Source organism: Aeromonas bestiarum (assembly GCF_000819745.1).
Taxonomy (GTDB): domain Bacteria; phylum Pseudomonadota; class Gammaproteobacteria; order Enterobacterales; family Aeromonadaceae; genus Aeromonas; species Aeromonas bestiarum.
Genome location: NZ_CDDA01000023.1, coordinates 80879 through 100319, shown reverse-complemented (window position 1 = coordinate 100319; position 19441 = coordinate 80879). Strand labels below are relative to the sequence as shown.

16 protein-coding genes and 1 pseudogene are annotated in these 19441 nt (G+C 61.2%); 5 read left to right on the top strand and 12 right to left on the bottom strand.

The genetic code is table 11. The annotated features are described in order from the left end of the window. Positions 1–187: 187 nt before the first annotated feature. A complete protein-coding gene (locus tag BN1118_RS12545; protein ID WP_043556391.1) occupies positions 188–1021 on the top strand; it encodes a pyridoxamine 5'-phosphate oxidase family protein in 834 nt (277 codons plus the stop codon). Between the two features lie 65 nt (positions 1022–1086). Continuing rightward, positions 1087–2094 carry a 6-phosphogluconolactonase gene (pgl, locus tag BN1118_RS12540; RefSeq protein ID WP_043556390.1) on the top strand — a complete coding sequence of 336 codons (1008 nt, stop codon included), beginning with the start codon at positions 1087–1089 and terminating at the stop codon, positions 2092–2094. 74 nt (positions 2095–2168) lie between these two features. On the opposite strand, the gene BN1118_RS12535 is transcribed toward pgl, so the two are convergent. Beyond that, positions 2169–3407 (bottom strand): uracil-xanthine permease family protein, encoded by a 1239-nt coding sequence (locus tag BN1118_RS12535; protein WP_043556388.1) that lies wholly within the window; start codon positions 3405–3407, stop codon positions 2169–2171. 308 nt (positions 3408–3715) lie between these two features. Between BN1118_RS12535 and BN1118_RS12530 the strand changes: the two genes are divergently transcribed. Continuing rightward, positions 3716–5248, top strand: a complete 1533-nt coding sequence (locus tag BN1118_RS12530; protein ID WP_043556387.1) for a hint domain-containing protein — start codon at positions 3716–3718, stop codon at positions 5246–5248. After that, positions 5245–5586: pseudogene (locus tag BN1118_RS22450) on the top strand (RT0821/Lpp0805 family surface protein). Before BN1118_RS12530 ends, BN1118_RS22450 begins: the two are co-directional and overlap by 4 nt. Positions 5587–5639: 53 nt before the next feature. Here BN1118_RS22450 and BN1118_RS12520 read toward each other — a convergent pair. Together BN1118_RS12520 and BN1118_RS12515 are read right to left on the bottom strand one after the other, a co-directional pair. Next, entirely contained in the window at positions 5640–7355 is a 1716-nt protein-coding gene (locus BN1118_RS12520; RefSeq protein WP_043556386.1) for an NAD-dependent malic enzyme, read from the bottom strand. A 214-nt stretch (positions 7356–7569) separates the two neighbouring features. Beyond that, entirely contained in the window at positions 7570–7986 is a 417-nt protein-coding gene (locus BN1118_RS12515; protein ID WP_043137899.1) for a hypothetical protein, read from the bottom strand. 176 nt (positions 7987–8162) lie between these two features. On the opposite strand from BN1118_RS12515, the gene BN1118_RS12510 reads away from it, so the two are divergent. Beyond that, a complete protein-coding gene (locus BN1118_RS12510) occupies positions 8163–9293 on the top strand; it encodes a hybrid sensor histidine kinase/response regulator (RefSeq protein ID WP_043556385.1) in 1131 nt (376 codons plus the stop codon). Positions 9294–9381: 88 nt separating this feature from the next. On the opposite strand, the gene BN1118_RS12505 is transcribed toward BN1118_RS12510, so the two are convergent. The 9 genes from BN1118_RS12505 to BN1118_RS21755 form a co-directional block, all read right to left on the bottom strand. Next, positions 9382–10353: a formate dehydrogenase subunit gamma gene (locus tag BN1118_RS12505; protein WP_043556383.1), complete on the bottom strand. Its 972-nt coding sequence runs from the start codon at positions 10351–10353 to the stop codon at positions 9382–9384. Next, complete coding sequence (gene fdh3B / locus BN1118_RS12500; protein WP_043556381.1) at positions 10350–10973, bottom strand: formate dehydrogenase FDH3 subunit beta; 624 nt, start codon at positions 10971–10973, stop codon at positions 10350–10352. Before fdh3B ends, BN1118_RS12505 begins: the two co-directional genes overlap by 4 nt. 4 nt (positions 10974–10977) lie before the next feature. Further along, a complete protein-coding gene (locus BN1118_RS12495) occupies positions 10978–13866 on the bottom strand; it encodes a formate dehydrogenase subunit alpha (protein ID WP_043556379.1) in 2889 nt (962 codons plus the stop codon). 23 nt (positions 13867–13889) lie between these two features. After that, the gene (locus BN1118_RS12490; protein ID WP_043137891.1) at positions 13890–14093 is read right to left on the bottom strand and encodes a transcriptional initiation protein Tat; all 204 of its coding nucleotides are present in this window, start codon (positions 14091–14093) and stop codon (positions 13890–13892) included. Between the two features lie 73 nt (positions 14094–14166). Beyond that, entirely contained in the window at positions 14167–14799 is a 633-nt protein-coding gene (locus BN1118_RS12485; RefSeq protein ID WP_043556377.1) for a TorD/DmsD family molecular chaperone, read from the bottom strand. A gap of 10 nt (positions 14800–14809) precedes the next feature. After that, positions 14810–16555 (bottom strand): 4Fe-4S binding protein, encoded by a 1746-nt coding sequence (locus BN1118_RS12480; protein ID WP_043556376.1) that lies wholly within the window; start codon positions 16553–16555, stop codon positions 14810–14812. A 104-nt stretch (positions 16556–16659) separates the two neighbouring features. After that, on the bottom strand, positions 16660–17310 hold the full coding sequence (locus BN1118_RS12475) for a DUF3306 domain-containing protein (RefSeq protein WP_043556375.1): 651 nt from the start codon (positions 17308–17310) through the stop codon (positions 16660–16662). Continuing rightward, complete coding sequence (locus tag BN1118_RS12470; protein ID WP_043556374.1) at positions 17303–17884, bottom strand: DUF3305 domain-containing protein; 582 nt, start codon at positions 17882–17884, stop codon at positions 17303–17305. Before BN1118_RS12470 ends, BN1118_RS12475 begins: the two co-directional genes overlap by 8 nt. A gap of 425 nt (positions 17885–18309) precedes the next feature. Next, positions 18310–19188: a hypothetical protein gene (locus tag BN1118_RS21755; RefSeq protein ID WP_156994941.1), complete on the bottom strand. Its 879-nt coding sequence runs from the start codon at positions 19186–19188 to the stop codon at positions 18310–18312. Between the last annotated feature and the right edge of the window lie 253 nt (positions 19189–19441).

The following is a 19441-nucleotide window of genomic DNA, read 5'->3' as shown; positions in this document are numbered from 1 at the left end:
GCCTTTTTTATGGTCCCGGGCCCGACCGGCGGAACCGGGTTGGCGGTTTTGTGATGGCGAGGCGAGAACAAGCCGTCACTTATCAGTAACTTGGATAGCGGGTAAAGGGCGACGGCACGACCGCCAGCTCGGCCAAGCCGGGATACACTCAGGTGCCACATCCCCATATTTGCAATCGAGGTGCGCCATGAATTCTCCATCCAGTCTGCTCGCTTTTCTCGGCTCCCCCCTGCTCGGGGTCGCCGCCACCTATGCCGATCCTGCCAGCAAGGAGACCGGCGTCTATATCTGCGGGGTCGAGATCCATGACGACGACGAGCTGCTGCTCAGCTTTCCCAAGGGACACCAGCTGACGGCGGGCGACAAGATCACCCTGCACCTGGACAACCGCACCGGGGTCGATGAGTACGATGCCTCCCTGAGTGTCTATCGCGCCTCCTACAAGGGGCGGGTCGAGCGGGTGGCGCCCGGCAGGATCCATGTCACGCCGCTGCAGTTCGAGCTCTGGTATGGCAATCGGGTGGTCCATGCCTTTGCCCAGCCGGACTACCAGCATCCGGCCGATGAGCGCCCCGCCCGCGAGCTGCCCGTCACCCCACTCACCGGCTTGCCCGTGCCGGACCTGCGCGAAGTGGAGAACAAGATAGGGGTACTGGTCACCCGGGCCCAGTCACAGCCGCACACCACAGTGCTGGCATTTCTCTCCTCGGATGAGGACGACATCTTCTTCATCACCTTCCCCGAGACCTTCAAATCCCGGCTGCTCAAGCGCGACGGCCGCTGCCATTTCGCCATCGACTCGCGGGCTGTGTTTACCTACACCCGGGCCATCGAGTGGAATTACACCATCATCGCCGCTGATGCCTACCAGATCCCGCAAGATCATCCACTGTTCGAGCCCATTCGCGCCGCGTTCGTGCAGAAAAATCCGTGGGAAGTGGGCTTCTTCGGCCACCCGCAGGTGGAGCTCTATCACCTGAAGGCCCATCAGGTGGTGTGCCCGGGCCGGGCAAAAGAGTAAGCAAAACCCCGGAGGATGGAGATAAGATTGGCCTGCCGTTACCCATGACAAGGAGTAGAGATCAGATGCAGCAGGTTGTTTATGTGGCGAGCCCCGCCAGCCAGCAGATCCATGTGTTTGCCCTGGCCGAGAGCGGGGAGCTCGCGCTATTGCAGGTGGTCGATACCCCGGGCCAGGTCCAGCCGCTGGTGACAAGCCCGGATGGGCGCTGGCTTCATGCCGCCGTGCGGCCCGATTTTGCGGTCATCAGCTACCGGATTGGCACGGATGGCCGGCTCAGCGAACAGGGCTTGGCGCCGCTGGCGGGCAGTGCCTCCCACACCGCCATCACGGCCGACGGCCGCTTTCTGCTGGCGGCTTCCTACGCCTTCAACCATGTCACCGTCTCCCCCATCGATGCCGCTGGCCTGGTGCAGGCCCCGCACCAGCACATGGATCCGCTGATGACGGCTCACTCGGTCACCCTGCTGGCGGACGAACAGGGCAGGCAGGAGGCGCTGGTCGCCTGTCTCACGGAAGATGCCATCCGCCGCTTCACCCTGAACGACGAGGGACGGCTGGCGCCCCATCCGCTAGGGGATCTGCAGACCGCCAACGGCGCCGGGCCAAGGCACCTGGCGCTGCACCCCGTCAATGGCGATATCTACTGCCTGAACGAGCTCGATTGCACCATCAACCGCTACCACAGGCAGGCCGATGGCCATATCCATCTGCAACAGAGCCTGGACATGCTGCCCGCGGGGTATCAGGGAGAGCGCTGGGGGGCGGATCTGCATGTCACGCCGGATGGCCGGTTTCTCTACAGCTGCGAGCGGGCCAGCAGCCTGCTGACCCTGTTTGGCATAGCGGCGCGGGATGGCAGCCTGACCCCGCTGGCCCACTTCCCGACCGAGACCATGCCTCGCGGCTTTGCCATCGATCACAGCGGTCGCTATCTGCTGGCAGCCGGGCAAGCCTCCCACCAGCTCGCCGTGCACCGCATAGACCCGGGCAGCGGCGAGCTGACGCTGCTCGCGCGCCATCCGGTGGGCGACGGGGCCATGTGGGTGCGAGTGCTGGCCTTGCCCGAGTGACGCCGGGAAACCGGTCGAAATGAGTGAGGCCACCCTGGGGTGGCCTCACTACGTGACTGACAGCAACCTTTTGCTTAGTCCTTGGCGCTCTCCATGGCCCCCTCTTCGGAGCTGGCAGGCAGGATCAGGTTGAGCAGTATGGCGGCAACCGATGCCAGGCCGACACCGGCCAGGGCGAAGTCACCTATCTTCATCTCCAGCGCGCCGACACCGACCGTCAGGGTCACGGCCACGATGGCGATGTTGCGGGCCAGCCCCAGATCCACCTTGGACTCCACCAGCGTCTTGAGACCGATGGCGGCGATGGACCCAAACAGCAGCAGCATGATGCCGCCCATCACCGGCATGGGGATGGAGGTGAGCAGGGCGTTGAACTTGCCGAAGAAGGCCAGAATGATGGCGAACACGGCGGCCCAGGTCATGGTGACAGGGTTGAAGTTGCGGGTGATCATCACGGCGCCGGTCACTTCGGCGTAGGTGGTCACGGGTGGGCCACCGATGAAACCGGCGAAGCAGACGCCGATACCGTCACCGGCCAGGGTACGGTGCAGGCCCGGGTTCTTGGTGTAATCCTGCCCGGTCACGCCACCGATGGCGAGCACGCCGCCAATGTGTTCGATACAGGGGGCTATGGCCACCGGCAGCATGAACAGGGCGGCAGCCCAGTTGATCTCCGGCGTTTCGAAGTGAGGCAGCGCCAGCCAGGGGGTGTTGATCAGGCCGTCGAAGTTCACCTGACCCATCAGCACGGCAGAGACATAACCGGCGATGACACCGCACAGTATGGGGATCAACTTGATCCACCCCTTGCAGAACACGGCCGCAATCAGAGTCACCGCCAGCGAGATACCCGCCAGCGTCAGCGCAGTCCCCGCGGGCACCACCTGCTCACCACCGGCACGACCCATCGCCATGTTGCAGGCAACCTGAGCGACCGACAGGCCGATCACCATGATCACGGGGCCAATCACCACGGGCGGCAGCAACTTGTGCACAAAGCCCATGCCCCGCACGCGAATGAGTGCGGCCAGGATGAAGTACATGAAACCGGCGGCAAACAGGCCAAACATGGTGGACGGCAGTCCCCATGTCTGGGTGGCGTAGATGATGGGGGCGATGAAGGCAAAGCTGGAACCGAGGAAAATCGGGACCTGGCGGCGAGTGCAGAGCTGGAACAACAGTGTGCCCACACCGGCGCCAAGCAGGGCCATGGAGGGGTTCAGTCCGGTGAGCAGGGGCACCAGAACCATGGCACCGAAGGCGACAAACAGGATTTGCAGCCCGGCGACACTTTGCTTGACTAAGGAAAACATGGATGTCCTTAATTTTTTGATAACTGACAGGGATATTTGACACTTTTCAGTTATCACAAGACGCTTTCAAGGCGTGAAATGGGCCAATTGGCGTCATTCGTTACCTTTTACTGCTTGGGGAGGGCATGAAACTGGCTTTTTAGGCGGGATTCGTTGCTACAAGCATCGAGTATGCGATTTTACGCACTTTTATGGCGGACGCCAATCGTTTTTCCACGCGACTTTGTTTGTCAAAAGCTCACCCCTGCTCCGCCATAGGGTCACTCTATACTTGATTGCGTGAATCCCTGCCGGACAAGGAGTCCCCCATGCCACTGCCCTCTTTCAAGCCCAGCCAGCGCAGATTGCTGGTGGGATCGGCCATCGCATTGGCCCTGTTTGCTACCCCATTCAGTTATGATTTCACCCACAACGCGTGGCAAATGAATCAGGCCCATGCCAAGTCCTGCTTCATTGCCGGTACCCGGATCGTCATGGCCGACGGCAGCGAGCGCCCCATAGAGACGCTGCAAACCGGTGAACGAGTGCTGGATCAACATGGTCATGTCAACCGGATCCGGGCTATCGAGCGGGTGCTGCTGGGGGAGCGCAGGCTCTACGGGATCAACCAGCTGGCGCCCTTCTTCACGGCGGAGCACCCCTTCCTGACCTCTCGCGGCTGGGCGGCCATCTCGCCGGCCATGACCCGTACCGAAAATCCGGCCCTGGCCGTGTTGCCGCTGTTTACCGGCATGCGCCTGCTGGGCTGGCTGGCAACCGCAGCCAGCGCGGGCAATCTGGCGCTGGCCCCGCAACCGAGCGAGCTGCTGGTGGAGTCGCTCTGCTGGATTGACGCCCCGCCCACCACGGCACTGTTCAACCTGATCCTCGATGGCAGCCACAGCTATATCGCCAACTCGCTGATCGTTCACAACAAGGATGGCGACAGCGGTGGTGGCAGCGACAGCGGTGGTGGCAGCGACAGCGGTGGTGGCAGCGACAGCGGTGGTGGTAGCGACAGCGGCGGTGGCAGCGACAGCGGTGGCGGTAGCGACAGCGGCGGTGGTAGCGACAGTGGTGGCGGCAGCGGCAGCGACAGCAGCGGTGGTAGCGACAGCGGCGGCGGCAGCGACAGCAGCGGTGGCAGCGACAGCAGCGGTGGTAGCGACAGCAGTGGCGGCAGCGACAGCGGCGGTGGTAGCGACAACGGCAGCGACAGCAGTGGCGGCAGTGACAGCGATGGGGGTGGCCAGGGTAGTGATGACAATGGCGGTGGTGAACACGCCGGTGGTGAGCAACATGCAGGGGGCGAGCAGCATGGCGGAGGAGACCGCCACGCCGGAGGGGACCGCCATGCCGGAGGGGATCGTCATGCCGGCGGACGCGGCCTCGGTAACGGCCTGGATGACAATGGCGTGGACGCCATTGATGCCAACGGCAACGAAATCCGGGGCGACGGCACTGTCGACGACAATGGCGTGGATGCCGTCGATGCCAACGGCAACGAAATCCGGGGCGATGGCACTGTCGACGACAATGGCGTGGATGCCGTCGATGCCAACGGCAACGAGATCCGGGGCGATGGCACTGTCGACGACAAGGGGGTGGACACCGTCGATGCCAACGGCAACGAGATCCGGGGCGATGGCACTGTCGACGACAAGGGCGTGGACGCCGTCGATGCCAATGGCAACGAAATCCGGGGCGACGGCACTGTCGACGACAAGGGCGTGGACGCCGTCGATGCCAACGGCAACGAGATCCGGGGCGATGGCACTGTCGATGATCGCGGCCAGACGCTGACCGATGCACAGGAACAAGCCCTGATACAGCAGGGTTTTCGCACAAAGGAACAACCATGAGCCGTTATCTGCTGATCTGCTTCTCTCTGTGGCTGCTCGGCTGCGCCACCCTTGAGCCCGCCCCTCTCTACCACCAGATGGACAAGGCCGATGTGGCACTGGCCAACCAGGCGCTGGCCGATGCACTGCAAACCCGCCCCAAAGGCCAGAGCCTCACCTAGTTCAATGCCGCCAACCGTCACAGTGGCAGCGTCACGCCGCTGCGCACTTTTCGCCACGCCAACGGCCATTGGTGCCGCGACTATCGCGAGCAGCTCTACATAGGCCAGGCAAGCCAGCAGTGGCAGGATACCGCCTGCCGCAGCAAGGAGGGCCGCTGGCTGCCGCTGCGCAGCTGACGAAAAAGGGGGTGGCCGACGGCCACCCCCTTTTCATCTCACGCTTTCGGCCGTCATACCCGGCGATAAGGCAGGTAGAGCGGCTCCCACATGTGGCTCAGGATATGCTGCTGCAGATCCTGCCCGATCAGCGGATGGGAGGGATCCTTGCGCACTATGTCTTTGAGCACGGCAGTCGCCACGTGCACCGAGATGTTGCGCAGCTCGCGAATGCGCGGATAAACGGAGCCTTGTGCCAAATCCACCTCGTTCACGCACTCGGCCAGTGCAAAGGCGGCCGTGGTGAAGATATCCGGGCTGATCTCGCTCAGCTGGCTGACGATGGCCGCCAGCCCCACCCCTGGGAAGATGAAGACGTTGTTGCCCTGGCCTATGCGGTAATCCTTGCCCTCATAGTGCACGTCCTTGAACGGGCTGCCGGTGGCAACTATGGCCTTGCCCTGACTCCAGCGGTAGATGTCTTCCGGCAGCGCTTCGCAGTTGGCAGTCGGGTTGGAGAGCGGGAACACCATGGGACGGGCACAGTGCTTTTGCATCAGCTGCACGTGCTCCTCCTTGAAGGCGCCGCCGGAGCCGCTGGTGCCGAGCAGCACAGTGATGGGCACATGCCGCAGCACGTCGGTCAGGTTGGCCCTGCCGGGCACCTCGGTATCCCAGCCCGCCAGCAGCAGACCCGGTTTGGCGTAACGGCGCTTGTACTCGTCGAGCCCCTCGCGGTTGTCACACACCAGCCCCTGGGTATCCAGGATATAGATGCGATCCCGGGCCGCCTGCGGATCCAGTCCCTCGCGGATCATGCCGGCACAGATCTGATCCGCAACCCCTACCCCGCCGGCGCCGGCGCCATAGACCAGATAGTTCTGCTGACCCAGGGTCTCCCCCTTGACCTTGACCGCCCCTATGATGCCGGCCAGTACCACGGCCCCCGTGCCCTGAATGTCATCGTTGAACGACGGCAGTGACTGCTGGTAGCGGGAGAGATTGTTGAAGGCGTTGGACTTGCTGAAGTCTTCCCACTGCAGCACGGCGTTCGGGAAGTGGCGCTTGACCCCGGCCACGAACTTGTCGATGAAGTCGTCATACTCCTTGCCACGGATGCGCTTGTGAGGCTGACCCAGATACATGGGGTCGTCCAGCAGGGTCTGATTGTCGGTGCCCACATCCAGCGCTATGGGCAGGCAGCAGGCAGGGTGGATACCGGCCGCCAGAGTATAGAGGGAGAGCTTGCCGATGGGGATCCCCATGCCGCCCACCCCCTGATCACCTATCCCCAGGATGCCCTGGCTGTCGGTCACCACGATAATGCGCACCGATTTTGCGTCCAGCTGACGGGCCAGGGAGCCCATGTCGTCGACGTTTTTCGGGGTGATGTAGAGGCCGCGCGCCTTCTGGTAGCGGTGGCTGAACTCCTGACACGCCTTGCCGACGGTCGGGGTATAGATGATGGGGGTCATCTCCTCCACGTGGCGTGACAGCAGGGCATAAAACAGGGTCTCGTTGCGATCCTGCAAGGCGCGCAGGTTCTGGTACTTTTCGATGTCGCTGCAGGCGCTCAAAAAGCCCTGATAGACCCGCTCCAGCTGGGCCTCAAAAGTCTGAACCCGTGGAGGCAACAGGCCGTCGAGCTCGAAGTCGGTGCGCTCCTGTTCGGTGAAGGCGGTGCCCTTGTTGAGATTGCGATCGTTGAGCAGATCGGTGCCAGTCAGTGCAACGGGGCGAAAATCCTGTCCCTGTGCATCTTTCCACAGCAGATATTGTCCGGTAGCCATAGTCGTTCTCTTTGATTTACGTGAAATTGCCGTTCGGCAGGAGAGCAAGACTCATAATGAAATCAATCATATGACGTTTGGTTGTTTAGTTTTGTGAGCTTGGGCATACCCTGCGGCCAAAAACGTGATCAGACCGAGGCCGAGCCGGCGGGCAGCCTGAAACAAACACGGCAGCCGCAGCCACCGTGGGTTCACTCTCCTGCCTGCATCAGACTCAGCCGCTGATGCCCACCTCCAGCTTGAAGGCATTCTTGGCCTTGCTGGTTTCAGCTGCGCCCATTTGATAGACCCGAATGGTGTAGGTCCCCTTGGCTGGCAGGCTTGCCTGGAAACTGTTGCCCTCGTTGGAACCGATAAATATCGCCTCTCCCGTGCTGCCCGGTGGCAGGATATTGAAATAGGTGCTCGATTTGCCCGTCAGGATCACCGCCATGATCTGGCCCTTGTTGGCGGTCAGTTTGTAGTCCAGCGTCTCACGCCCCTGAATCGCACTCTTGATGGTGGCACCGGACTCCCCTTTCTTGAACTGCACCTGCTGGGTCTTGATGCCATCGGCCGCCTGCACGACCCCGGCTGTCATCGCCCCCAGCAGGCCGAATGCACAGACGGCTGCCAGCAATGCTCTCTTCATCTCGGCTCTCCTTCTCAGTCAATGAAGCCGCCCTTACTGTTGCTCACCCCAGGGTAAAAATCCATCCGATTTGACGATAGCAAGGGGTTGTTAACGCAATGAATATGGCGGGCAACTATGCTTTACAGCAAGCCCACTGCAGGGAGTCTCTCCCCCCTATTCCGGGAAGCCGTACTATGAGTGATATCCTGATCGTCGATGACATGGCGTCCAACCGCTACATATTGCGCTGCCTGCTGGAAGAGGCGGGTTATCAGGTGCGCGAGGCGACCGACGGCCAGCAGGCGCTGGATGCCGCCACCCGGTTTCCTCCCGCACTGGTGTTGATGGACATCAACATGCCGGTGATGAATGGTTATGAAGCGTGCCGCCGCATCAAGCAGTTACCGGGCCAGTGGTGCCTGCCCGTCCTCTTCATCAGTGCCAACAACGAGATCAGTGCCCTCGAGCAGGCCTTTCAGGCCGGCGGCTGCGACTATGTCTCCAAGCCGTTTCACCAGCTAGAGGTGCTGGCCCGGGTGCAAAACCAGCTGCGCCTCAAGGATCTGAGCCGTCAGCAAGCCAAGGTGCAGCTCTACCAGAGCCTGTTCCAGCTCACGGCAGGGATTGCCCACGAGATCAACACCCCGGTCGGCATCGGCATCACGGCCTCCAGCCTGATCCACGGCGCGGGCGATCTGCTGGCGAACGCGGTGCAAAACGGCATGCTGGGCCAGCGCCTGCTCCACCAGCAGCTCACCGACATCAAGGAGGGCACAGAACTGGTGGAATCCAGTCTGCGCCGGGTCGCCCTGCTGGTCACCCGTTTCAAGGAGCTGACCCGGGATCAACACGAGCTGCCGGCCCTCCCCTTCCCGGTGCAAAAAAGCCTGCACAAGCTGCTGCAGGCCTTCTCGCCCGAGTTTCTCATCGCCAGGGTCAACCCGGATGTCGGGGGCGAGGAGGTGACTCTGACCGCCCCCGAGTCGCTGTTTCTCGATCTGGTGCAGGAGCTCATCAAGAACAGCATGGAGCACGCCTTCAAGGGGCCGGGGCAGCACAGCTTCGGCCTGAACATAGCGCAAAGCGGCAACGAGCTGCTGCTGACCTACAGAGACTCGGGCCCCGGCATGACGGCCGAGCAGCTGCCCCGTCTGTTCGAGCCCTTCTTCACCACCCAGCGCGGCAACACCAACCACTGCGGCCTGAGCGCCTGCCGCATCCACAACCTGGTGGAGAACAACCTGCACGGCCAGCTGACCGTCACCAGCCCGCCCGGCCAGGGGCTGACATACCAGATCCGGCTCCCCCTGCAGCCGCCCCTGTAAAGAGGCGAGCGCTGACGAATGCTATGACAAGCAGACAATAAAAAGGGGCGCCTCAGCGCCCCTTCTCATTACGTTACTCTGTTGGCTATCAGCCGGATTTGCCCGTCTTGGGGTCATCGAGCTGGTGCTTCACCTCTTCATACCAGAGGTCATGGTGCTCCTTGGCCCAGGTCTCATCCACCTCGCCGTTGATCATCCCCTCCAGCGCCCCTTCCAGCTGGAACAGGCCCATGTAGATATGGAAGATAAAGCCGCAAATGAGGATGAGCGCCCCGACGATATGGATGAAGCTGGCCCACTCCATCTGGCGGCGCAGCTGGCCGAAGATGGGGAAGTCCAGAAACAGCCCGGTCGCCACCACTATGCCTCCAAACCAGATCAGCAGCCAGAAAATGGCCTTCTCGCCGCCGTTGGAAAAGCCCGCCGAGGGGTGGCTGCCCTTGTGGGGGCCCAGCATGCCGCCCGCCTTCATGAACCAGCGCACATCCACCATGTTGACTATGTTGTGGCGAAACCACTTGATGAGCACGCCGAGCAGACAGAGGAAGAAGAGCGGCCCCACGTAGTTGTGGAACTCCTTGGCGAACCAGATCCAGTTCTCCCACACCCCCATGCTCACCACCGGCTTGATGAAGTGCTTGCCGTAGATGATGGCCAGCCCTGAACCAGAGAGGGTCAGGAACATGCCCGCCGTGGTCCAGTGCAGCGCCCGATCCAGCCGGCTCCAGCGCTTGAGCTTGCGCCCGGTGCGTGGCTTGGAGAGCCGGGTCGGCCCCACAGCCCAGTACATCAGACCGCACATGGCCAGGGAGCCGAAGATGGCGATGGCACCGAGCGGCGACACCCACTTGGTCTTCACCTCGAACCAGAGCTGGCCCGGCACCGAGATGAGCACCCCGTGCTCCGGCGAGCGGGAGGTGGTGTAACCCTCCTGCCCGTCCTTCACCGCCCGCCAGTAGTCGGCGCCGGCAAAGCCGACCGCCTCCTTCTCGGCATCGGCGAAGCTGGCGGTGCTCACCAGCAGCAGGGCGGCAAACAGGGCCATTAGCCAGGTTTTCATGCCGCCCCTCCCTTGCCCGCCTTGCTGGCGTCATGGAACAGCTCTTCACCGCTGCCCCAGCCCGCGTCCTTGGCGCCGCGATAGGCGACCCGCTCGCGGAAGATGTCGGAGATGACCTGCGCATCCCCCGCCAGCAGCGCCTTGGTGGAGCAGAGCTCGGCACACATGGGCAGCTTGCCCTCGGCGATGCGGTTGGCACCGTACTTCTGGCGCTCCGCCTCGCTGTGATCCTCCTCCGGGCCGCCGGCGCAGAAGGTGCACTTGTCCATCTTGCCCCGATCGCCGAAGGCGGCGGTCTTCGGGAACTGGGGCGCCCCGAACGGGCAGGCAAACAGGCAGTAGCCGCAACCGATGCAGAGATCCTTGTTGTGCAGCACTATGCCGTCGTCCGTGTGATAGAAACAGTCGGCCGGGCAGACCGCCATGCAGGGAGCGTCGGTGCAGTGCATGCAGGCGACCGAGATGGAGGTCTCCCCCGGCAGGCCGTCGTTGAGGGTCACCACCCGGCGCCGCTGTATGCCCCACTCCAGGGCGTCGTCGTTCTCGTTCTTGCACGCCGTCACGCAGCCGTTGCACTCGATGCAGCGCTTGGTGTCACACATGAATTTCATTCTGGCCATGAGATCAGGCTCCTACTTTGCGAAAGCGGCACAGGGTGACCTTGGTCTCCTGCATCTGGGTGACAGGGTCATAACCATAGGTGGTGACTATGTTGACCGACTCCCCCAGCACATAAGGGTCAGACCCTTCCGGGTATTTGGATCGCAGATCCTGGCCCTCGAAGTGGCCGCCGAAGTGGAACGGCATAAAGGCCAGCCCCGCCTTGACCCTTGGGGTCACCAGCGCCTTGACCAGCACCCGGCCCCCTTCCGGCCCCTCGACCCACACATCCTGACCGTCGCGCACGCCGACGTCGTTGGCATCCGCCGGATTCATCTCGACGAACATCTCCTGCTGCAACTCGGCCAGCCAGGGGTTGGAGCGGGTCTCATCACCGCCCCCCTCGTACTCCACCAGACGGCCGGAGGTGAGGATGATCGGGAACTCCTTGCTGACGTCCTTCTCCTGCACCGAGGCGTACTGGGTCGGCAGGCGCCACAGGCTCTTCGAATCAGGCCAGGTGGCGTAGTCGGCCAGCAAGTCGCGGCGCGGGGTGTAGAGCGGTTCACGGTGCTTGGGCACCTGATCCGGGAAGGTCCACACCACGCAGCGCGCCTTGGCGTTGCCATAGGGCACGAAGCCGTGCTTGATGGCGACCCGCTGGATGCCGCCAGAAAGGTCGGTCTTCCAGTTCTTGCCCTCGGCCTCCTTCTTCTCGGCCTCGGTCAGCTCATCCCACCAGCCAAGCTGCTTCATCAGATCGGCGGTGATCTCGGGATAGCCGTCTTCCACCTCGCTCCCCTTCGGCCAGGAGTCTTCGGCAAGCAGCGATACGCCCTGATACTCGATGCCGAAACGGGCGCGGAACCCGCCGCCCCCTTCCGAGACCGGAATGCTGGTGTCGTAGAGGATGTGGCTGCCGGGGTGCTTCATCTCCGGGGTGCCCCAGCAGGGCCAGGGCAGACCATACACTTCGCCACTGACCGGGCCCCCTTCGGCCTTGAGGTTGGTCTTGTGGAAGGTGTGCCAGTTCTGCTGGTGCGCCTTGAGCCGCTCCGGGCTCTGGCCTGTGTAGCCCACGCTCCACATGCCGCGGTTGTACTCGCGGGTGATGTCTTCCAGCAGTGGCTGGTTGTTCTCCACCTTGATGTGCTTGAACAGCTGGTCGGCAAAGCCGAGCTTCTTGCTCAGCAGATACATGATCTCGTGATCGACCTTGGATTCGAACAGCGGCTCGATCACCTTGTCGCGCCACTGCATGGAGCGGTTGGTGGCGGTGACGGAACCATAGGTCTCGAACTGGGTAGTGGCCGGCAGCAGGTAGACGCCATCGGTGCGATCGTTCATGACGGCGGCGACTGTGGGGTACGGGTCGACAATCACCATGATGTCGAGCTTTTGCATCGCCTTCTTCATCTCCGGGCCGCGGGTCTGGGAGTTGACCGCATGGCCCCAGTAGAACATGGCGCGGATATTGGAGCCCTGCTCGATAAGGTCGGCGTTCTCCAGCACCCCGTCCACCCAGCGGGAGACCGGAATGCCGTTGTTGTTCATCGGCAGCTTGCCGTTGTAGGCCTTGTTGTCAAAGCGCGCCTTGATCCATTCGTAATCGACATCCCACACCCGGGCCCAGTGCTTCCAGGAGCCCTCTTCCAGCCCGTAGTAACCGGGTAGGGAGTCGGAGGTAACGCCAAAATCGGTGGCTCCCTGCACGTTGTCGTGACCGCGGAAGATGTTGGTGCCCGCCCCGCTCTTGCCCACATTGCCGAGGGCCAGTTCGAGGATGCAGTAGGCGCGGGTGTTGTTGTTGCCCGTGGTGTGCTGGGTGCCACCCATGCACCAGACCACGCAGCCGGGGCGGTTGTCGGCCAGCAGCTTGGCGGCGCCATGGACCTGCTGTTCGTTGAGGCCGGTCACCCGCTCCACTTCGGCCGGGGTCCAGCGCGCCACCTCTTTTTGCACCTCGTCCATGCCGTAGACCCGGGTGCGGATGAACTCCTTGTCTTCCCAGCCGTTTTTGAAGATGTGCCAGAGCATGCCCCAGATAAAGGCGACGTCTGTGCCAGGGCGCAGGGAGAGGTACATGTCCGCCTTGGCGGCAGTGCGGGTGCGGCGCGGGTCGACCACCAGGATCTTGCAGCCGTTGCGCTCTTTCGCCAGCAGTATGTGCTGCATGGCGACCGGGTGGGCCTCCGCCGGGTTGGAGCCGATAAACATGATCGACTTGCTGTTGTGCATGTCGTTCAGGCTGTTGGTCATGGCGCCATAGCCCCAGGTGTTGGCTACCCCGGCGACCGTGGTGGAGTGGCAGATCCGCGCCTGGTGATCCACGTTGTTGGTGCCCCACAGGGACGCCATCTTGCGAAACAGGTAGGCCTGCTCGTTGGAGTGCTTGGCAGAGCCGAGCCAGTAGACGCTGTCGGGGCCGGACTCCTTGCGAAGGCGCAGCACCTCGTTGCCCACCTCTTCGATGGCCTGCTCCCAGCTCAGACGCTGCCACTTGCCGCCCACCAGTTTCATCGGGTACTTGAGGCGACGCTCACCGTGGCCGTGCTCACGCAGGGCCGCCCCCTTGGCGCAGTGACCGCCGAGGTTGAAGGGGTGATCAAACGCCGGCTCCTGACCGGTCCAGACGCCGTTTTGCACCTCGGCATAGACACCGCAGCCCACAGAGCAGTGGGAGCAGATGGTGCGCTTCACCTCGACCGGCACCTCGGCCGCCACGGTTTTGGCCTCGGCCCGTTGCATCATGGCGGGGGCCAGCCAACCGGCGGCCACGGCGCCGCCGGCCACCAGACCTGAGTTGACCATAAAGGCGCGGCGGGTCAGCCCCTGGCCGCGAGCGGCCGCATTACTTTGCAAGCAGCCTTGCTCGCTCGCATTGACCGGCTCGGCTCGTTTTGTCAGTTTCATAAGGTCTCCTTCACTGAGCCGGCTCAGTCGGTGCCGCGCAGGGTGCGATAAAAGTCGTGAACATGGGGGGTCTCCCGATAGCCCTTGTCGGGCTGGGTATCGTGGGTCAGCGCCTCCTTGCTCACCACCCGACCGGTGGCACCGGCCAGCACGCCTATGGTGGCGACCACGCCCACCCCCTTGATCAGATTGCGTCGGGACGGGTCTTTCAGCTTTTCATCGCTCATCTTTCTGTGACCTCTGTTTTTGTTATGGCCAGCCGCACTGTGCCGGCTTCGCTATGAGTGAGTGGGTGCCGCGTCATGGCAGCGTCACCACAGGGGTACCAAAGGGCAGGCGCAGATCCTGCTCCAGTTTGAAAAAGTCTTCGGCAAGCGCCCCGACCGCCCGGTAGAAGCTGCCCCCCTTCGCCTGTTGCTGATCGCGGCAGCAGGCGAGCACCCAGGGGGCCAGATGGCGTTCATAGAAGCGGTTGCGCTCGGGGTGCTGCTCGGCAATCAATACCGCCATCACCTCGCACAGGGCGGCCAGGTGGTCCTCGGGTTCGCACACCCCGCTCTGGCGCTCGAAACCCAGGGATTGCAGGTCGGCGCGCAGCACCGCCAGCGGCAGCTCCATCAGAGAGCCGGTGAGATACCAGGAGGCAAACGGCACTACCTCGCAGCGCCCCAGGCCGATAAAGAGATCCTGATACTCCTCGGCGAGTTCGTTTTCGCGGTGGCTGCTGGCGGCCAGTTGCACCAGCCCCAGCCCTCTGGCAAAGGGGCCCGGCATGGCCTGCAAGCCTTGCAGCCAGGCGAGCTGCTCGCCACCAGGGGCGGCGCGCCACAGGCTCGCCAGCAGGGCATACATGTCGGCACTGCTCTGTTCCAGATCTGTCATGGTCAGTTCGCCTGCATTCAGTGCGGTATGGCTATTCGGTTGTTCACTCATCACAGGCCCCTCATATCTTGAGCTGGGCGGCAGGATCCGCCGCCAGCGCCGTAAACACATCCTTGACCCGGCAATCCTCACACATCAGCAACCGCGCGGCGGCCTCGTTCTGGAAGTGGGAGTGACCGGCCAGCTTTTGCTGGATGCGACGAATGAGGGAAGCCGGCGCAAACGGCTTGGAGCAGCGAATGCAGCAGGCGGCCTCCTCGGCTTTGAGGCTCTGCACGGCGCGGCGCGCCTCGGGCACAGGCTGCAGGCGGGGTGCAAGGACGATGGCCTGCTCGGGGCAGGCTTTTTCGCACATGCCGCACTGGATGCAGTCCTGCTCGATAAAGTTGAGGCCGGGCGTGTGGCCCACCGCATGCAGGGCGCGGGTCGGGCAGACCGCCACGCAGCCCATGCAGAGGGTGCAATCCGATTCCTTGAGCCCCACTGCGCCAAAGGGGGCGCCATGGGGCACTGCCAGCGGCTCGTGGCTGCCCCCGTTGGCCTGCCAGAGGGCATCGAAGGCGGCAAACAGGGTCTCCCGCTTGTCCCCTTTGAGCGGTTTGTCGAACAACGCAGTGCCAGGGTGTTCACTGGCACGCTCCATGGCGCTCAGGGAGTGGATCGCCACCCGGTCCGCCGGTAAACCGGCCCCCGCCAGCAGTACGGCGGCATTGGCCAGCTCCCGCTCCAGCAGGGCCCGCACGCTGGCGGGGGCGTCCTCGCCAAGCACTATGCGCACCGCGCTGGCACCATAGGCGAGCGCCGCCAGCCAGCTCTCAACCCCCAGGCTGGCGCTCTCTTCCACCCAGACCGGCAACCAGTGGGTTGGCAGGGCGGGCAGGCTGGCCTCAAGTCGTGCCCGCTCGCCCTCCCCGGCGATCAGCAGCACAGGGTGGGCGCCGCCCGCCTCCCGATAGCGTTTGAGCAGGCGCAGCAGGTAGTCGCCGCTGGTGCTGGCATCGGGCTGGTGATAGGCAATCGCCCCGGTCGGACAGGCGGAGGCGCAGCTGCCAAAGCCCTGGCAGAGGTGCGGATCTATCTGGATGCGACCGTTGACGGGCTTGAGCGCATCGGTCGGGCAGACATCGAGGCAGCGGCTGCAACCGGGCACGCCACGGGCGGTGAAGGCACAGGCCTCGGGGTCGAGGCGAAAATAGCGCGGCTTGTCGAAGATGCCGGTCAGGGCGCACAGCTCGGCGAGCTGTTCGGCCAGCCCCTGGTCATCAACCAGATGCAGATAGCCGATCGGTGGGCGCTCCAGCGCAAACAGCGGCGTGCGGCCCAGATCGGCCACCAGATCGAAACGCGGCTCCCCAGGCAGTTCACTGACAGCTGCCGCAGCCTGCTGCGGGAAACCCTGTTGTGGAAAACAAAGCCCCGCCAGATCAACCCGCTCCCCCTGCCCGCTCAGGCCGGTTAGCTGGTACTGACCCAGATAGCCCTTGAGGCTCGGCTCGCGCAGGGTCAGGGCATTGAGGGATGCGGTGGCGTCGAAGATGGCTTCGAGATCTGCCGCCTCGGCATTGTGAACGGATTCTGTGACCAGCAGGGTCGGCATCACGCCTTGTGGCAGCAGGCTGGCGGCGCGGCGAATGCGATCTTCCGGGCCGACCAGCAACAAGCGGCCCTGGCTCTGGTAGGAGACGGTAGCCGGGATCAGGTTGTCGGTCTTGACCGTGTGGCGCAAGGCGTCGGCGCGGGCTCGCTCATTGCGCCCCGCCACTCCCCCATCGGGGGTCAGGTTTGAGTAATGTTGTTCGATGCTCACATGCACTCCTGTGCGGTCCACCTCATGGGATGGATCGCTTGTTGGTCTTGTGGAGGAGCAAGAGCCGAGCCAACTCCCCCGGAAAAATAGTGACTGGCAGGGAGTCAGGATCCCAGACGCTCCATTCCCCCATCCTTGGCTGGGACATTTTGTCCACCCTCATCAACCAAAATGTCCCGATCCTTGGTGTGGGCTTGTGGATCCGGGGCCAGCAAGATGGCGGGCGGTTCACTCCGCTGGGAGGCGGGAGAAGAAAAAGAGGGGGCAGCGGCTGGCTGGTCGGCAAGGGCCTGCTCGGGTGATGCCTGATCTGATGGCGACAGTGCGCTGCCGGACTCGGCCTCGGGCGCCGTCACCGCCTCCACCAGCCAGTTGCGCAGCCCCGCCGTCAGGGCTGCCGGCAGCAGCTCGGGCTGGCTGAAATCCTGGGTGTAGTCATCCAGCCCGTCCGGCTTGTGAGTGCGAAACATGGCTCTCAGTGTCTCTTTGTCAGGCAACGCAGATTTGGCCGGCTGCGAAGCGGCGTCACCGATAGCCGGTTTTCCCTCCGACACCTCATACAGGAGACCCTCGGCAGCCTCGGGTTCACCACTCCCCTTGTCAGTGCTGACTACGCGGCTATCCAGCTCTGTATCTGGCATTTCATCTTTGCCATTGCCTTCGGTGGGGATAGCAACAACCTCGGGGTCGGCCTGCTCCCGTGGCTGCAATGCCTGATGCTTTCGAGCCGACCAGCGCTTGAGGAACTCACTCATGGGAGCCTGCTCCCGAACGCTCGCGGCCATCGGGGCCAGTGGCTTTGACGGCGCCGCAATTGGCTTGATCACTGGCGTCTCTTGATGTCTCAACTCTCGTATCGACCCCCAGCTGATCCTGCGCCCGCCCCTTGCCCTTCTTGCCCTTGCGGCGGGCCTCCAGCAGCTCGCCGTGGCGACCGATAAAGGCCTCCACCCAGGCTTGCAGCGCCTCGGGCAGCGGGCAGGAGAGCACCTGCCGCTCGCCATCCATATAGGCGGCCGCCACTGTCTGGCTCAGGGTCAGGCCATCGGCCACAAAGCTATTGTCCACGCGGCTTCCGGTGACAGTTCCGGTAACAAAGAGGCGGGGCGAGCCGGAGCTCAAATTGAAGCGATAATCCCCCCGCTCATCGCGAAACAGGGTAAGGGGCAAGGCACCTACAGCCTCCGGTTCGGCGGGGTGGAGCGCCGCTATCTCGAAACGGCGGCTCTGCCAGCGGCCAACCTGGCTGTCGATGGCCTTTAACTCCAGCTGCAGCCAGCGCTGCGGGGGCAAGGTATTGGTTGTGTCTTGCACTGTCACGGCTCCCATCAGAAGGTCTCTGCCGGGCCGCCCTCCCCCGTGATCCACCCCGTTCGGGGCGGATCACAGCAGGACATTCACGGCGGCCACAGCCATCAATGGGATAAGACATAGCAAGAGTGGGGCCAAGGCCGGTTTGGTGGCCGCTTGGGGACGTTTCGATATACAGGTTGAGGCGTTGTACGGGATGTAGGTTGGCGCTGAGCGCAGCGAAGCCCAACATGCGGCGTAACATCAATCCGCCAGAGACTGATAGAGGGAATGGCAATAATCGAATAACACCGGATTATCCGATTATTGCTTTTGAAATATCCTACGGTAAACGTTGGGCTTCACTTCGTTCAGCACCAACCTACAAATTATCCCAACATACGATATTCAAAATTCGAACATACAGACCGACAAAGTTTATAACTTCAACTCAAAAATATCGTTTAAACATTATTTATAGTAGATAATGTCAAAATACTTTCTATTTTCTTTTCTGCTCTATAAAAACTGGTACTTTTATAGTTTTCTAGTAGCATTTGCTCAATATCATCACCATAACCGAAATCAGATATTCCCTCGGTCACTTTACAAGATATTGTTTCTAAAACCTGCCATGAAATAGGATTTGTTAGTTCAAAACATTTAGCCATATCAATACAATATTCATTTCCATCCGTCTTTTCTGCTGACGACTTAGGTGGAATTACAACGTTCATTCCAATTTTAGACTGACGAAGTTGCTTTGTTTTTGTCGACAAATAAATTATTCCATCAACACTAGGCGCATCTGTAATGATCCATTGCAATAGCATATTTGGAATTACATATTCTATATTAAATTTAGCTTTTTCATTAGCTTTAACATAGCTACATGCCATTAGTAATGGCCATAATGTCAAATGTGCAATCTGCTTGTCTAAAGACAAATCATTGTCATCACTGCCGAAAAACAACAGTTCAATATCATTTTTCTTCATTATCTCTAAAGAAAAAGCAAAATTGAGAACATACTTAGGAAATTCATAGTTTTTTGCATTCAATTGATAACTTGATATATATAATGAATCTAGATTTGGTTTTCCCATTTCTTGCCAGCAAACATAAATCGAAGAACCTAAATATAAACAAGGTAAACCTGCAATTGAATATCTTTGCGATCCGACCAAATGCCTCATATTAAAAGGTATATGAAACATTTCTTTTCGAGATGTCAACTGTGAGTCACTGACCCTCACTCGATATAGATAGTTAGGCTTAACACATATGTCTTTCAACTCCACACGTAAATTAACAATAGCATTGCTAATTATTTTATAACTCATCATCTTTTCAAAGATATCATACGCCTTACCAGAATTACCATTAAGATACTCATCAATGGAACTAATTATTAATTTATTGTTTTTACTATAGAAGGCAATATCCGCCTGAGAGACTTTGTTAGTTTGTTGTTTTTATCTATGTAATCACTAATTCGCCTTTCAAAATCGAATATCCTTTCCTGTAAATCATTTTTATATGAAGATACCGTTGATTCATAACTGAATGGATGCTTCTGCTTTTTACCCCTCAACA

What these genes read in the sequence shown, in the direction of transcription:
- BN1118_RS12520 (WP_043556386.1), bottom strand. Translation starts at nt 7,355, where the DNA reads ATGGCTACCGGACAATATCTGCTGTGGAAAGATGCACAGGGACAGGAT.
- BN1118_RS12515 (WP_043137899.1), bottom strand. Translation starts at nt 7,986, where the DNA reads ATGAAGAGAGCATTGCTGGCAGCCGTCTGTGCATTCGGCCTGCTGGGG.
- fdh3B (WP_043556381.1), bottom strand. Translation starts at nt 10,973, where the DNA reads ATGGCCAGAATGAAATTCATGTGTGACACCAAGCGCTGCATCGAGTGC.
- BN1118_RS12535 (WP_043556388.1), bottom strand. Translation starts at nt 3,407, where the DNA reads ATGTTTTCCTTAGTCAAGCAAAGTGTCGCCGGGCTGCAAATCCTGTTT.
- BN1118_RS12505 (WP_043556383.1), bottom strand. Translation starts at nt 10,353, where the DNA reads ATGAAAACCTGGCTAATGGCCCTGTTTGCCGCCCTGCTGCTGGTGAGC.
- BN1118_RS12490 (WP_043137891.1), bottom strand. Translation starts at nt 14,093, where the DNA reads ATGAGCGATGAAAAGCTGAAAGACCCGTCCCGACGCAATCTGATCAAG.
- BN1118_RS12485 (WP_043556377.1), bottom strand. Translation starts at nt 14,799, where the DNA reads ATGAGTGAACAACCGAATAGCCATACCGCACTGAATGCAGGCGAACTG.
- pgl (WP_043556390.1), top strand. Translation starts at nt 1,087, where the DNA reads ATGCAGCAGGTTGTTTATGTGGCGAGCCCCGCCAGCCAGCAGATCCAT.
- BN1118_RS12495 (WP_043556379.1), bottom strand. Translation starts at nt 13,866, where the DNA reads ATGAAACTGACAAAACGAGCCGAGCCGGTCAATGCGAGCGAGCAAGGC.
- BN1118_RS12475 (WP_043556375.1), bottom strand. Translation starts at nt 17,310, where the DNA reads ATGAGTGAGTTCCTCAAGCGCTGGTCGGCTCGAAAGCATCAGGCATTG.
- BN1118_RS12510 (WP_043556385.1), top strand. Translation starts at nt 8,163, where the DNA reads ATGAGTGATATCCTGATCGTCGATGACATGGCGTCCAACCGCTACATA.
- BN1118_RS12470 (WP_043556374.1), bottom strand. Translation starts at nt 17,884, where the DNA reads ATGGGAGCCGTGACAGTGCAAGACACAACCAATACCTTGCCCCCGCAG.
- BN1118_RS12530 (WP_043556387.1), top strand. Translation starts at nt 3,716, where the DNA reads ATGCCACTGCCCTCTTTCAAGCCCAGCCAGCGCAGATTGCTGGTGGGA.
- BN1118_RS12545 (WP_043556391.1), top strand. Translation starts at nt 188, where the DNA reads ATGAATTCTCCATCCAGTCTGCTCGCTTTTCTCGGCTCCCCCCTGCTC.
- BN1118_RS21755 (WP_156994941.1), bottom strand. Translation starts at nt 19,188, where the DNA reads ATGAGTTATAAAATAATTAGCAATGCTATTGTTAATTTACGTGTGGAG.